General features: G+C 70.6%; 8 protein-coding genes. 4 read left to right on the forward strand and 4 right to left on the reverse strand.

Annotated features, from left to right (window positions below; translation table 11 throughout):
- The first annotated feature begins 172 nt into the window (after positions 1-172).
- Positions 173-1,585 carry a serine hydrolase domain-containing protein gene (locus ACFV8T_RS28405; RefSeq protein ID WP_385332811.1) on the forward strand — a complete coding sequence of 471 codons (1,413 nt, stop codon included), beginning with the start codon at positions 173-175 and terminating at the stop codon, positions 1,583-1,585.
- Between the two features lie 65 nt (positions 1,586-1,650).
- Here the strand turns inward: ACFV8T_RS28405 and ACFV8T_RS28410 are convergent, their stop codons facing one another.
- The 3 genes from ACFV8T_RS28410 to ACFV8T_RS28420 all read right to left on the reverse strand — a co-directional run bounded on the left by ACFV8T_RS28410 (position 1,651) and on the right by ACFV8T_RS28420 (position 5,078).
- Positions 1,651-3,726, reverse strand: coding sequence for an amino acid adenylation domain-containing protein (locus ACFV8T_RS28410; RefSeq protein ID WP_385332814.1), 2,076 nt, complete (start codon positions 3,724-3,726; stop codon positions 1,651-1,653).
- 138 nt (positions 3,727-3,864) lie between these two features.
- Entirely contained in the window at positions 3,865-4,704 is an 840-nt protein-coding gene (gene ddaH / locus ACFV8T_RS28415; RefSeq protein WP_385332817.1) for a dimethylargininase, read from the reverse strand.
- 125 nt (positions 4,705-4,829) lie between these two features.
- Positions 4,830-5,078 (reverse strand): hypothetical protein, encoded by a 249-nt coding sequence (locus tag ACFV8T_RS28420; RefSeq protein WP_385332819.1) that lies wholly within the window; start codon positions 5,076-5,078, stop codon positions 4,830-4,832.
- A 17-nt stretch (positions 5,079-5,095) separates the two neighbouring features.
- Between ACFV8T_RS28420 and ACFV8T_RS28425 the strand changes: the two genes are divergently transcribed.
- From ACFV8T_RS28425 to ACFV8T_RS28435, 3 genes are all read left to right on the forward strand, one after another.
- Entirely contained in the window at positions 5,096-6,304 is a 1,209-nt protein-coding gene (locus ACFV8T_RS28425) for a cytochrome P450 (RefSeq protein WP_385332821.1), read from the forward strand.
- 4 nt (positions 6,305-6,308) lie between these two features.
- Complete coding sequence (locus tag ACFV8T_RS28430) at positions 6,309-6,521, forward strand: ferredoxin (RefSeq protein ID WP_385332824.1); 213 nt, start codon at positions 6,309-6,311, stop codon at positions 6,519-6,521.
- A 75-nt stretch (positions 6,522-6,596) separates the two neighbouring features.
- Positions 6,597-7,820, forward strand: a complete 1,224-nt coding sequence (locus ACFV8T_RS28435; protein ID WP_385332827.1) for a cytochrome P450 — start codon at positions 6,597-6,599, stop codon at positions 7,818-7,820.
- 50 nt (positions 7,821-7,870) lie between these two features.
- On the opposite strand, the gene ACFV8T_RS28440 is transcribed toward ACFV8T_RS28435, so the two are convergent.
- On the reverse strand, positions 7,871-15,412 hold the full coding sequence (locus ACFV8T_RS28440; protein ID WP_385332830.1) for an amino acid adenylation domain-containing protein: 7,542 nt from the start codon (positions 15,410-15,412) through the stop codon (positions 7,871-7,873).
- Positions 15,413-15,431: the final 19 nt, after the last annotated feature.

Raw genomic sequence — 15,431 nt, forward strand, 5'->3', positions numbered from 1 at the left:
CGAGCCCGGACTGAATCCCCCGCAGCCCGGACCGCCCCGGGGCGGAGTTCTCCGCCCCGGGGCACCCCGCGGTCGCGCAGCGCCCTCCGTCCCTCCGGCGTCTTCGGCCGCCTCGCACGGCTCGCGTTCCAACGGGATTCCAGAGTTCCGCCCACGAAGGGAGACCTACGCCGTGTCCACCGCGAAGATCAATACTGAAGAGGGAGTGCGCCGTGGCTTCGACCGTGCCCGCTGGCAGTGCCGCCTCGACCGGCTGCGCGACCAGTACCACGTACCTGGCGCGGCCCTGGCGGTGCTGGTGGACGGGGAGATCCACGAGTTGGTGAGCGGGGTACTGCACCGGAGCACCGGGGTGCAGGTGACCACGGACTCGGTGTTCCAGTCCGGCTCGATCGCGAAGGTGTATACGGCGACGCTGGTGATGCAGCTCGTCGACTCCGGACAACTGCGGCTCGACACCCGGGTCGTGGACGTGCTGCCGGACTTCTCGGTCGCCGACGACGAGGTCACCAGGACGGTGACGGTCGGGCAGCTGCTGAGCCACACCAGCGGGATCGGCGGGGAGTTCACCCACGACACCGGTCGCGGTGACGACTGCCTGGCCCTGTATGTGGAGGCGTGTTCCGGCGTGGGCCAGGACTGCCCGCCGGGGACCATCGTGTCCTACTGCAGCACCGGGTACGCGATTCTGGGCCGGATCGTGGAGGTGGTGACCGGTCAGACCTGGGACGACGCGCTGCGCGACCGGCTGCTGACACCGCTGGGCCTGGAGCACTCGATGACGCTGCCCGAGGAGGCGCTGCGGTTCCGGGTGGCGATGAGCCACGTCGGCGAGCTGGAGGACGAGCCCGAGCCAGCACCCATGTGGGACATACTGCCTCGATCGGCCGGACCGTACGGTCGGGTCCTGGTGACCGCCGCCGATGTGGTGCGCTTCGCGCGGATGCACCTCGACGGCGGCCTGGCCGCGGACGGTACGCGGGTGCTGTCGGAACGGTCAGCGGCGACGATGCGCCGGCGCGTGGCGGACTGCCGGGATCCGTGGTCGTTCATGGCGGACGGCTGGGGCCACGGATGGGCGCTGTACGACTGGGACGGTGTCGCCGGATACGGCCACGACGGCGCGGTGGTCGGGCAGTTCTCGTACCTGCGGGTCGTGCCCGGGAGCGGTGTCGTCGCCGCGCTGCTGACCAACGGCGGCAGCGCCACCAGCTTCTTTGTCGACTTGTTCCAGGAGTTGCTGGGCGAGCTGGCCGGAGTGCGCCTGCCGGACGTGTTCGCGCCTCCGGCACAGTCGCCGACGGTCGACCTGGGCGCGCTCACGGGCACGTACGAGCGTGAGGGCGTGCGCATCACGGTCGGCGAGCGCGACGGGGTGCCGCAGGTGCGTCTCGAACTGACCGGCGGGGTGGCCCAGTACTCGCCGCCGATCGAGTCCGACCTGGTGGCGGTGGACGACGCGGTGCTCGCCATGCCGGGGATCGGCCCGGTGAGCGCGCCCTGGCTGCCGCTGGTGTTCGGGACGCTTCCCGACCGTACGCCCTATGTGTACTTCGGCATGAGAGTCGCACCGAAGATCGCCTGATGAGGGCACTGCCCCGGATACCGGGGCGCATCCGTGTCCGGGTCGCCGACGACGCGCGGCCGTGCTCAACCGCCGCGCCGGGGCTCGGGGAGTTGCCGCCGGTCCAGCTTCCCGTTGGGCCCCAGCGGAAGCCTGTCCAGTACGACGAACGTGGAGGGAATCATGAAGTCGGGGAGCCGGTCGGCGACGAACCGCCGCAGTTTCCTCGGCGCGAGGGCGAAGTCGGGGTCTCCGGAGACCAGTTGGGACGTGGCCGCCAAGTAGGGGCCTTCCCCGGTGGCGCCCGCTGCGGCCGGAACGACGTAGGCGACGATACGGCCGCCGCCGGATCCCGGCCCGGGGTGCACGGCTATCGCGGCGTGGGCGATGCCGGGGTGGCCGGCCAGGACCGCTTCGATCTCCGCGGGCTCGATGCGGATCCCGCGCACCTTCATCTGGGTGTCCGCGCGCCCCAGGTGCTCCAGTTGTCCTTCGGCGTTCCAGCGGGCCAGGTCGCCCGTGCGGTACATGCGCCGTCCTGGCAGATCGAACGGGTCGGCGACGAACCGTTCGGCGGTCAGCCCCGGCCGGGCGTGGTAGCCGCGGCCGATCGCCCCGCCGACGTACAACTCCCCGGCCACGCCGGGCAGTACGGGGGTGAGTCCGGGGCCGAGCACGTAGGCGCGCATGTTGCCCAGGGGGCGGCCGATCGGGACGGCCCCTGGGCCCGCGTCGCCGCGGGGAACGGTGTAGGCGGTGGCGTAGAAGCTCTCCGTCTGCCCGTAGGCGTTGACCACCGACGTGCCGGGCAGCGCCCGGTGGACCTGGCTCACCAGCGCACCGGTCAGCGCCTCGCCCGCGAACATCAGTACGTTCACGTCGACGCGGCCCGCGAGCCGGTCGAGCATCTCGGCGAACACCGAGGGCACGGTGTGCACGACGCTGCCGGTCCAGCCGCCCAGTTCGCCGAGCGCCAGGACGTCGCGCACGACGTCGACCACGGCGCCGGTGCTCAGCGCGGCGAACACCTCGAAGACCGACACGTCGAAGTTGACGGACGTGCCCGCCAGGACGCGCGCCCCGGGGCCCAGGCCGACGGCGGCGGCCAGCCGGGAGACGCCGTTGACCACGTTGGCGTGGGTGATCGCCACGCCTTTCGGGGTACCCGTCGAGCCCGAGGTGTACATCAGATACGCCAGGTGGTCGGGGAGCAGGGGCGACCGCACCCGTTCGCAACCCGGCTCCCGATCCGGATCGCCGCCGTCGGGGCCGGAGGCGTCCACGTAGTGGCAGGGGATTTGGTGGTCGGGCAGCCTCCGCGCCGTCCCGGTGTCGGTGAGCAGCAGGTCGGGGGCGGCGTCGGAGAGCAGGAACTCCAGCCGACAGCTGGGGTAGCGGGGATCGATCGGCAGGTATCCGGCGCCGGACTTCAGGATACCCAGCAGGGCCACCACCAGGTCCGCCGAGCGCGGCAGCGCCAGCCCCACGAGCGACTCCGGTCCGAGGCCGTACCCGTTCAGCCGGGCAGCCAACCGGTCGGACTCGCAGTGAAGTTGACGGTACGTCACACTATGGTGCGCGTCCAGGACGGCCACCGCGTCCGGGGTCGCGCGTACCTGGCGCCACACCAGGTCGGGAAGTGTCAGCGGGGGCAACTTGACTACTGTACCCACCAGTTCCTCCAGCAACCGGTAGTGCTCGGCCGGATGCAGCACGTCGACCGCGGCCACCGGCAGGGCGGGGTCCGCCACCAACTGCCGCAACAGCCGCACGAACCGGTCCGCCAGCCCCTCCTCCGCCGTCGGTGCGAACAGGCCCGCGGCGCACTCGATCTCGCCGGCCAGTTCCCGGCCGGACGCGTCCGGGGCGACGGTGAGCGACAGACCGCCCCGGGCTGCCCCGCCTGGCCCGATCAGGCCTCCAGCTTCGGGGCCCCCGTCCCGTACCGCCGCGAGGAGTTCCCCGAAGGGCGGGTTGGCCCGCAGCTCCGCCCTGGCGTCACCGCCCAGGTGGAGCCGGAGCACCTCCAGGGCCGAACCCAGCACCGCGGCCGCCGTCACGTCCCGTTCCTCGGCCAGTGCCCGCACCGCGCCCACCAGTCCGGGGTCCAGGGTGAAACCCGCCGCGATGCTGCGGGAGTGCGCGGTCGGCAGCGGGATCATGCGTGGCTACTCCTTCTCGCGTCTTGCGTCGACGGCCTTGCCGGAACCGCACGGAGCCGGACCGGACCGGTTGTCCCGGCGACGGGACGCCATAGCGCGTACCCGCTTCCGGCCCGCCCCCGGACCGCGCGGGCTTGATCACTCGCGCAGTTCGAGGGTGCAGCACTTGACGCTGCCACCGGCCTTGAGGAGCTCCGTGAGGTCGGCGCCGACCGGCGTGTAGCCGCGGTCGCGCAACTGGTCGGCGAGCCCGGTGGCCCGCTGCGGGAGAATCACGTTCTTTCCGTCCGACACCGCGTTCAGACCGAAGACGAGGGCGTCCGCCTCGTCGGCCAGAATGGCGTCCGGGAATCGCTCGGAAAGAACAGACCTGCTCTCCTCCGAAAAAGCATCGGGGTAGTACATGATTTCACCGTGGCCGAGCACGGAGAGCGCCGTGTCGAGATGGTAGAATCGCGGGTCGATAAGCGTGAGGGACATTACGGGGCGGTCGAAGAAATCACGCACTTCGTGGTGCGCCCGCTGGTCGCTGCGAAATCCGCTGCCGGCCAGAATCTCCGTACCGGTGAAGAGGAAATCACCCTCCCCCTCGTTGATGTACTCGGCCTGTCGCACCTGGGACCAGCCCGCGGCGCGGAACCAGTCGAGGTAGGCCTCCGCCTCGTCGGCCCGCTGCCGGTTGCGGAACCGCGCGACGAGCACGCTGCCGTCCACAACTATGGCGCCGTTCGCGGAGAAGACCATGTCGGGCAGGCCCGGCACCGGTTCGATCAGCTCCACGTCGTGGCCGAGGGTGCTGAACGTGTCGTGCAGCCGCTTCCACTGCTCCTGGGCGGTCTGCGCCGAGGTGGGCCGGGCCGGATCCATCCACACGTTGATCGAATAAGTGACGTCGAAATACGTGGGACGACACATCAGGTAACGCCGCCGCGACGCCGTCCTGGGGTGAGTCGGGCGTCGCTCAGTTTTTCCTTTCAATTGCTTGACTCCTTTGCGCTCCAGTTTGTGGCTGGACGGTGGAAATCAGCGCGCGCCGCGCTCGTCCTGTCGACGGGACAGCAGACTTTCCCATAGGACCGAGGCGCCGGGAAGACGATAGCAATTCACCGGACCACGTTGTAGCGTTCGGCGGTAAGCACGCGTTTTTCGCCGATCCGGACGTTCGCGGACCGGAACCCGTCGGCCGCCGGCGGCGGTCTCCGAACTGCTCCCGCAGCGCCCGAGGCGGGCCGGCCGAAGCGCAGGGTCGGCGTGGCGCGGGATGCCTCCACCGCGACCCGGCCCGCGACGACCGGGAGCAGGCCGGGTGGAGCGGCCACGGCGGCGGGGACGCCCGGTCTCCCCGCGATCATCCGAGGAAAGGAAGCTCATGTCCCGCCCTGCCACTGAACTGCCGGAACTGCCGGTCAAGCGGCCCTCGGGCTGCCCCTTCGATCCGCCCGAGGAGCTGGCGCAGCTGCGCGAGGAGCAGCCCGTGGTCCCGATGTTCTTCCCCGACGGGCACAGGGGCTGGCTGGTGACCAGTCACGAGCTGGTCCGCGCGGTGCTGGAGGACAACCGCTTCAGCGCGCGGTTCGAACTCATCCACTCCCCGCTGCACGGGGCGGGCACCAAGGGGATGCTGCCGCCCGCCCCGCCGGGGATGTTCGGCGGGATGGACCTGCCGGAGTCCGGCCGCTACCGCACCCTGCTCAAGCCCCGGTTCAGCAGCCGCCAGATGGACAAACTGCAGGGCCGCATCCAGGAGATCACCGACGGATACCTGGACGCCATGGAGGAGCACGGCCCGTCGGTCGACCTGGTGGAGGCGTACGCCCTGCCCATCCCGGCGCTGGTGATCTGCGAACTGCTGGGCGTTCCCTATGCGGACCGCGAGGCGTTCCAGAGCAACGCGATCGGCGTGAACGACAACGACCTGCCCACCGAGGAACAGTGGGCCTGCCTCGTTGCCATCCAGGAGTACCTGACCGGACTGGTCGTGGCCAAACGCACCAACCCCTGCGACGACCTGATGAGCGAACTCACCGAGACCGACCTGACGGACGAGGAGATCGCCAACATCGCGGCCCTGATGCTGGGCGCGGGTTTCGAGACCACCGCCAACATGATCGCGCTGGGCACATGGGTGCTGCTGCGCAACCCTGAGCAGCTCGCCGCCTTCCGCTCCGATCCGGCCCTCACCGACCGGACCGTCGAGGAACTGCTGCGCTATCTGACCATCACCCACACCGGGGCGCGGGCGGCCCTGGAGGACGTCGAACTCGGCGGACAGCTGATCAAGGCCGGTGACAGCATCGCCCTGTCGAACCAGGCGGCCAACCGCGACCCGAAGAAGTTCCCCGACCCCAACGCCTTCGACCTGCACCGGCAGGCCGCGGGGCACGTCGCCTTCGGCCGCGGCGTCCACCTGTGCATGGGCAAGGATCTGGCGCGCGTCGAGATGCGCGTCACGCTGCCCTCGCTGTTCGCACGGTTCCCGACACTGCGCCTGGACATCGACCCCGACGACATCCCGCTGCGGTTCAACTCCGATGTCTTCGGCGTCGACCGCCTTCCCGTGACGTGGGACCGGGCCTGACCCGATGGAGCTGCGGGTGGACCGGGAGCGCTGCATGGGCACCGGAGTGTGCGCGCTGACCGCTCCCGAGGTGTTCGACCAGGACGACGACGGAAAGGTGACGCTGCTCGATCCCGCGCCGCCCCGGGTCGCCCCCACGGCGGCAACCCGGCGGGCGGCCGGCCTGTGCCCGATGGGCGCCATCACCCTCGTCGCGGACGACGACGGAACGCGATGACGCACGGCGAGTCACGGGCGGCGCGGCAACCTGGCCGCGTCGCCCGCGCACGTCCGACGAATGGAGCACCCAACCGTGACCGAACAATCCGCGCCCGACCGGGCCGCACCGGCCGACAGGACGCTGCCCATCCCCCGTACCTGTCCTTTCTCCCCACCCCCCGAGTACGCCGAGTTGCGGGAGAAGGAGCCGGTCTCCAGGCTCCGCCTGCCGAACAAGGACGAGGCGTGGGTTCTCACCCGCTACGAGGACATCCGCGCCGTGCTCACCGACCCCCGGTTCAGCTCGGACGTCCGGCTCCCGGGATACCCGTTCTTCACCTCCGAGAGGCCCAGCGAGCAGCCCATCCAACTGCTGATCCATATGGATCCGCCGACGCACGGCGAGGCCCGCCGCAAGGTGATCAGCGAGTACACCGCGAAACGGACCCGGGACCTGCGGCCCCGGGTCCAGCGCATCGTCGACGAGCGGCTGGACGCGATCCTCAGGGGCCCGCGCCCCGTCGACCTGGTGGCGGAGTTCGCCGTGCCGGTGCCCGCGCTGGTGATGTTCGAGCAGCTCGGCATTCCCCGCGCGGACCACGCGTGGTTCCTGTCCACCAACTCCCTGCTGATCAGCGGTCTCACCTCGGAGTCCGACCGGGACGAGGCGTTCGGGGCGCTCAGCGGGTACCTGATGGACCTGATCGAGAAGAAGGAGACCGAGCCGGGCGACGACCTGCTCAGCAGGCAGATCGCCAAGAACAAGGAGAGCGGCACCTACGACCGCACCTGGCTGACGGGACTGGCGCTGCTGCTGTTCATCGGCGGGTCGGAGAACATGACCGGCATGATCTCGCTCGGCACGATGGCACTGCTGCGCCATCCCGAGCAGCGCGCGCGGGTCGCCGCCGACCCCTCGCTGACCCCGCAGGCGGTGGAGGAGATGCTGCGCTGCTTCACCATCGCCGAGCTGACGATGACCCGGGTCGCGACCGAGGACGTCGAGGTCGGTGGGAAGGTGATCCACGCGGGCGAGGGCCTGGTGGCGCTGACCAACGCGGCCGACCACGATCCGGCGGCATTCCCGGACCCGGACGTGTTCGACATCGACCGCCCGGCCCGCAGCCATCTGGCCTTCGGCTTCGGCGCGCACCAGTGCCTGGGGCAGAGCCTCGCGAGGCTGGAGTTCCAGGTGATCTTCGACTCGCTGTGTGCCCGCGTCCCCGGCATGGAACTGGCCGTGCCGTTCGGCGAACTGAAGTACAGGAGTGACGACGAGGGCGTCTTCGGCCTCGTCGAGCTTCCCGTCACCTGGTAGCCGGACGCGAACGCGCTGCCGGAGGGCAATCCCCTCCGGCAGCGCGTTCGTCATGCGGCGCCGAGCTTCCGGTTGACGATCCTGCTGATCTCGGCGGCCGGGGCCGCGTCGCACATGCCCTCGTGGTCGGCCTCGATGTCGTACGCCTCGACGGTCCCGGTGACGTACTGCTTCCAGTTCCCGTCGTCCCCGGCGTACCGGCCGTCCTGGCTGCGCGTCGCCTTGAAGAACAGGGCGTCCCCCGAGTAGACGGGCGAGGTGAAGCCCTGGAGAATCTCCATGTGGTTGATCCACGCGACCGCGGCCTTGCGCACGACGTCGCGAACTTCGTCCGGGGCGACCATGCTGCCGACGTACTCGCCCAGTACGCTCTCGACGTCGTGCGGCGGGGGCACCTCGGCCTCGTGGAAATAAGTGCTCGGCGCGCAGTCCAGCAGCCCCAGCAGCCCTATATCGTGACCGCGCCGCTCCAGTTCAGCGGCCATCGCGTGCGCGGCGGTCCCGCCGAACGACCAGCCGAAGAGGTGGTACGGGCCTTCGGGCTGGACCTCCTGGATGCGCCGCACGCAGTCGTGCACGAACTCCTCCACGGACCGGGGCGACGGAGCCCCGCTGAAGGCCGGCGCCTGGAAGGCGTACACCGGCCGGTCCCTCACGTGCGGGGCGAAATTGAGGTACGACCAGCCGAGTCCGAACCCGGGCTGGACGAACCAGAGTGGCTCCCCCTCGCCCCCGGAACGGATCGTCAGCAGCGGCGCGAACGGGTCCTCGACACTTGCTCCCGCGCCGGTGCGCAGCTGGTCGGCCAGCGCGGCGACCGTGGGGTGCTCGAACACCACCCGGATCGGGAAGCCGACGCCGAAGGCCGCCTCGATGCGGCCGATCAGCTGCGTCGCCAGCAGCGAGTGCCCGCCGAGCGCGAAGAAGCTGTCGTCGACGCCCACCCGGTCCAGACCGAGCACCTCGGCGAAGATCTCCGCCAGGCGCGCCTCGTGCGCGGTGCGCGGGGCCCGGTACGCCTCGCCGGTGAACTCGGGTTCGGGCAGGGCGGCCCGGTCGAGCTTGCCGTTGGGCGTCAGCGGCAGCCGGTCCATGGGCACGATCGCGGCCGGGACCATGTAGTCCGGCAGCCGCTCCGCCAGGAACTTGCGCACCTCCCGTACGTCCGGCCCTTCGGCACCCTCGGCCCGGACCGCGTACGCGACGAGCTGCTTGCTGGAGCCCCGGCCGTCCCGGGCGATCACCACCGCCCGCTCCACCTCCGGATACTCCGTGATCGCGGCCTCGATCTCCTGCGGTTCGACGCGGAAGCCCCGCACCTTGACCTGGGAGTCGTTGCGCCCGGCGAACTCCAGGTGGCCTTCCGCAGTGCGCCGGGCGAGGTCGCCGGTGCGGTACATCCGCTCACCCGCGGGACCGAACGGGTCGGCCACGAACCGCTCGGCGGTCAGGCCGGGCCGCCCGTAGTAGCCCCGGCCCACCCGGCCGGCGACGTACAGTTCACCGACCGCGCCCGGCGGCACCGGGTTCAGCGCCCCGTCCAGGACGTACACCCGCATATTGCTCAGCGGCGCCCCGATGGGCATGCCGCCCTCGCCGTCCCAGGTGTCGGGGACGGCGAATGTCATGGCGTAGAAGTCCTCGGCCTGCCCGTAGCCGTTGATGACGCGGGTGCCGGGCATCACGGCACGGATCCTGTGCAGCAGCTCGGGCGGGAACGCCTCTCCGGCCAGCACCACGGTGTCGAGACGCAGTTCGCCGGTGCACCGGCCGAGGACCTCGCCCAGCGCCGAGGGGACCGTGTGCACCACGCGCCCCTCCCAGTCGCCCCCCTCGCCGAGGACGAGGACGTCGCGGACCACCTCGACACAGCCGCCGGTGATCAAGGTGAGGAAGTACTCGAAAACCGAGATGTCGAAGTTGATGGACGCCGCGCCCAGCATCCGTGACGTGGGCCCCGAACCGAGGATCTCGGCCAGCCGGGTCACCGGGTTGACGATGTTGGCGTGCGTGAGCGCCGCGCCCTTCGGGGTGCCGGTGGAGCCCGAGGTGTACATCACGTACGCCAGGTTGTCCGGCCGCAGATCCGTCGGCAGCACGCCGCGGTCCGCCTGCGTGCCCAGGTCGACATCCTCCAGGTGGAGCCGGGGCACGTCGGTGGCGGGCAACACGGGGCCGGTCGCCCGGTCGGTGAGCAGGAGGACGGGGCGGGCATCCTCCAGCATGAACACCAGGCGGTCGCTGGAGTACTTGGGGTCGATCGGCAGATAGGCCGCACCGGCCTTGAGGATGCCGAGCATCGCCACCACCAGGTCGGCCGAGCGTGGCAGCGCGAGCCCGACGAGGGTCTCGGGTCCGGCTCCGTGGCGCCTCAGCTCGACCGCCAGCCGACCGGCCCTCTCGCCCAACTCTCGGTATGTCAGCGCGACTTCGCCGCACCGCACGGCGACGGCCTCGGGAGTCGCGGCAGCCTGCCGCTCGACGAGCCGGTGGACCGTCTTGTCGGGGATCTCGGCCGCGGTGTCGTTGAACGCCTCCAGCCGCGCACGGTCGTCCGGCTCCAGCGTGTCGATCGCCGCGATCCTGCGGCCGGGGTCGGTCAAGAGCTCCCGCAGGATCCTCAGCAGCCGGGCGCCCAGGCCTTCCATTGCGTCGCGCGCGAACAGGTCCTGCCGGTATTCGAGGGACAGCTGGAGCTGCGCGGTTGCCACCGCGATCACGGCCAGCGGATAGTGCGTGCTGCCCGCGTACGGTCGGATGCCGGTGCAGGTGATCCCGGCCCAGGCGTTCGCCTCCGTCAGCCCGGACTGGTCCATCGGATAGGACTCGTAGACGACGAGGGTGTCGAAGAGCGTCTGGAGCCCGGTGGAGTGCTGGATCTCGGCCAGCCCGTAGTGGTGGTGGTCCAGCAGCGCCGCCTGGTGGCCCTGAAGGGTCGTCAGCAGGCCGGCCAGGGTGTCGGCGGGGGCGAGTCGTGCCCGGACGGGCAGGGTGTTGATGAACATGCCGACCATGGCGTCCACGTCGCGGAGGGCGGCGGGGCGGCCGGAGACCGTCGCACCGAACACCACATCCTGACGTCCCGTCATCTGGCCGAGCAGGAGCGACCAGGCACCCTGAACCACGGTATTGAGCGTCACGCCCAACTCACCTGCCCGGCGGGTCAGTTCGCGGGTCTCTTCCACGCTCAGCTCGACCTCGACGCGCTCGGTGCCCGCGCCGTCCCATTCGGCCGCGCCGGGGGCGAGCAGGGTGGGTTCGTCGACGCCGTCGAGTTCGTCGGCCCAGGCGCGGGCGGCGGCCTCCTGGTCCTGCTCGGCCAGCCACGCCAGGAACTCCTGGTAGCCGCGGACCGTCGGCAGCGCCGCGGGGTCGCCACCGGAGCCGTACAGCCGCAGCAGGTCCTGGAGCAGCAGCGGAATGGACCAGCCGTCGAACAGCACGTGGTGAGCGGTGAGGACCAGCTCCGAGGTGTCGTCGTCGAGGTGGACGAGCGCGAGGCGCAGCAGCGGCGGGGACGCCGGGTCGAAGCGCGCGTGATGGTCCTCGGCCAGCAGCCGTTCGAGGGCGTCGGCGCGTTCGCCCTCGGGCAGCGTGCGCAGGTCGATGTCGCGCCACGGCAGCTCGACCCCGTCCAGCACCAGCTGGACCCATCCGCCCGCGTCGGGGAGGAACGCGGAGCGCAGGTTGGTGTGCCGGTCCAGCAGCGCCTGGCCGGCGGTGCGCATCCGTTCCGGGTCGACCTGCCCGGAGAGGTGGAACACCATCTGCACCTGGTAGGCGTCGACCGGCGCGTCGGTGAACCTGCTGTGGAAGAGCAGACCGGCCTGGAGGGGCGTCAGCGGCCAGGCTCCCGTCAGGCCTGGACAGGCCCGCTCCCATTCCTGGATCTGCCCCTGGTCGGCGGAGAGCAGTGGAAGGTCGGAGGGGGTGAGGCCGCCCGCGTCGGGCTTGGCCGCGTGGTCGGCCAGCGCGGTGAGCGCGGCCCGCCACAGCTCCGCCAGCTCCCGTACGTCGTCCTTGGCAAGGATCCCGGTCGGGAACGCGAACGTGGCGTCCAGGCGGGGGCCGCGCGCGGTGTCGGTGACGTAGGAGTTGACCTCCAGCGCCGACAGGACGGGCATGTCCGCGTCGAGCACGGCGTCCGCGTCGTCGACGTCCAGGGCCTGGGTGAAGCCCAGGCCGCGCAGCTCGTCCGGCATGTCCGTGACGGAGAAGCGGCCCAGGTAGTTGAAGCCGATCTGTGGCTCGGGGTACGCGGCGAGCGCGGGGGCCGTGCGGTCGTTGAGGTACCGCAGCAGCCCGTATCCCAGGCCCTTGTCGGGGATCGCCAGGAGCTGCTCCTTGACGGCCTTGACCAGCCCGCCCGCCGCGTCCCCGCCCGCGAGGGCGTCGTCCAGGTCGAACCCGGCGATGTCGAGCCGGACCGGGAACATGCTGGTGAACCAGCCCACCGTGCGCGACAGATCCGCACCAGGCACCACCGGCTCCTCACGACCGTGCCCTTCCAGCCTCACCAGCAGCGAACTCCCCCTGCTCGACCGCCACTTGGTCACGGCGAGCGCGAGCGCGGCGAGCAGGCCGTCGTTGACCCCGCCCCGGAAGACCGCCGGAATCCGGATCAGCAGCCCTTCCGTCACCTCGGCGGGAAGCTCGACGCGCACCGTGTCGACGGTCGCCATCGTGTCCACTGCCGGGTCCGGCCGCCGGGTGCCGAGCACCGGGTCCGGTCCTTCCAGCACCCTTTGCCACAGCGACAGTTCGGCAGTTCGGCGGTCCGTCGCGGCCTCCTCCACCAAGGCGTGGGTCCAGCGGCGCACCGAGGTCGCCACCTGCGGCAGCTCCGCAGGCTCGCCCTCGCGGACCCGTGCCCACGCCGCCGCCAGGTCCGGCAGCAGGATCCGCCAGGAAACCCCGTCGACCACGAGATGATGCAGAACCAGCAACAGCCGCCCGGACACCGAGGAGCCTGCGTCGAACCAGACGAACTGCGCCATGACACCGGCGACCGGGTCCAGCCTTCCCATTGCGGCGCTCAGTTCGGCGGCGGCCGACTCACGCCACTCCCTCGATTCCCAGTGGCCTGCGCAGCCGACCCGGCGTATCAACCCCTCGACCGGCACCGCACCCGGCAAAGTGACCACCAGGCCGTGCACGCCGTTCTCGGCGACCAGGCGCGAGCGCAGCACGTCGTGCCGGTCCAGTATCGCGCGCAGGGTCGCGGTCAGCCCGTCCGCGTCGATCTCATCGGGCAGGTCGAGCAGCGTCGACATCGAGAACCTGTCGATGTCACCGCCCGCCTCCAGGAGGTAGGCGGCGGCCGGAGGCAGCGGCAGCCGGCCGACGCCGCCGCCCGCCAGCTCCTCCAGTACGGCAGCCGTGTCCTGCCGGGCCTTGACGGCGAGTTCGGCCACGGTGCGGGACTCGAAGACCTGCCGGGGGCTGATCTCGACACCACGCGCCCGAGCCCGCGCGACCACCTGGATCGAACGGATGCTGTCGCCGCCGACCGCGAAGAAGTCGTCGTCGACGCCCACCCGGTCCAGGCCCAGCACCTCCGCGTACACCGAGGCGAGGATCTCCTCCTGCGGCGTACGCGGCACCCGGTACTCCCCCGCGGAGAACTCCGGAGCAGGCAACGCCGAACGGTCCACCTTGCCGTTCAGATCCAGCGGCATCCGGTCCAGCACGACCAACACCGACGGCACCATGTACTCGGGCAACCGCGCGCCCACGAACCTCCGCACCTCGGCCACATCCACACCCGCACGCAGGTCCGGATCGCCGGAATCGACGCGATACGTCGGCACGACGTAACCCACGAGCTGCTTACTGCCCGCACCCCGGCCGTCGCGGACCACGATCACGGCCTGATCGACGCCCGGGTGAGCGACGAGCGCCGCCTCGATCTCGGCGGGCTCGACACGGAATCCGCGGATCTTCATCTGTGAGTCCCCGCGGCCGAGGTATTCGAGCTGGCCGTCGGCGGTCCATCGGACCAGGTCGCCGGTGCGGTACATGCGCTCGCCCGCGGGCCCGAACGGATCGGCCACGAACCGCTCGGCCGTCAGCCCCGGACGGCCGTGATACCCACGGCCCACCGCGCCCCCCACGTACAACTCGCCCACCACACCCACCGGAACCGGAGCCAAACCAGGACCCAGGACGTAGGTGCGCATATTGCCCAGCGGCCGGCCGATCGGGACGTTGCCGGTGCCGTTCCAGTCGTCGGGGATGTGGTACGTCGTGGCGTAGAAGTCCTCCGTCTGGCCGTAGGCCTGCATGAGGCGCACGTCAGGGATGGCTGCGCGGACCTTCTCCAGCAGCGCTGCGGGCAGTGCGTCACCGCCGAGGACGACGGTGTCCACGCTCATCCGGCCGGTCACCTGGTCGAGGATCTCGGCGAACACCGAGGGCACGGCCTGGAGCGAACCACCGGTCCAGCCGTCGCGCTTGGCCAGTTCCAGCACGTCCTCCACCACGTCGACACTCGCGCCGACGGTCAGCGCGCTGAACACCTCGAAGACGGAGACGTCGAAGTTGATCGAGGTGGCGCAGAGCATCCGTGAGCCGGGCGCGACCTCGACGACCTCCGCCAGCCGGGAGACACCGTTGACGAGGTTGGCGTGGGTGATGGTCACGCCCTTGGGGACGCCGGTGGAGCCCGAGGTGTACATCACGTACGCGACGTTGTCGGGCCGCAGCGCGCCCGAGCGCTCCGCGTCCGTCAGATCGCAGCCGTCGCCGGCCACCAGATCGAGGTCGTCGACGAACAGCCGCGGCGTCTCCCCCTCGGGCAGGACATCAGCGGTCACCGCGTCGGTGAGCAGCCACTGCGGACGAGCCTCCGAAAGCACGAAGTCCAACCGCCTGCTGGGATACCGGGGATCAATCGGCAGATATCCCGCACCGGACTTCAAAATACCCAACATCCCCACCACCAGCTCCGCCGAACGCGGCAGCGCCAGACCCACCAACGACTCCGGACCCACCCCACGCCGCACCAGCTCACGCGCCAACCGATTCGCCCGCGCGTTCAACTCCCCATACGTCCACGACACATCACCACACTCAACAGCAACCACATCGGGAGCCACCACGACCCGACGTTCCACCAAACCCGCAAGCGTCAGCCCAGGAAGCCGAACCGAGGTGTCATTCACCCCCCGCACCAACCACTCCCGCTCAGCCTCCGCCAGCACATCCACAGCCCCCACCCGGACCCCCGGCTCAACCACCACCTGACGCAACACCCGCACAAACCGCTCCACCAGAACCTCGGCACCACCCCGGTCGAACAAGTCGGTCGCGTACTCCAGATAGCCCCCGAGGCCCTGCCCGGTGTCGTCGAGGCCGAAGTTGAACTGGAGGTCGAACTTCGCGGTCCGGGTCGGGACGATCTCCAGAGCGGCGCCGACCCCGGCGAGGTCGAAGTCGACCAGGGTGTTGTCGTCCTGCCAGGCCAGCATCGTCTGAAACAGCGGGTGGTAGGCGCTGGACCGGTCGGGGTTGAGGATCTCCACGAGCCGGTCGAAGGGTGCGTCCTGGTGGTCATAGGCGGACAGCGCCTTGTCCCGCACCCGGTCGAGCACGTCCTCGAAGGTCGGATTG

Origin of the sequence: Streptomyces sp. NPDC059832 (assembly GCF_042731715.1) — a bacterium.
Classification (GTDB): domain Bacteria; phylum Actinomycetota; class Actinomycetes; order Streptomycetales; family Streptomycetaceae; genus Streptomyces.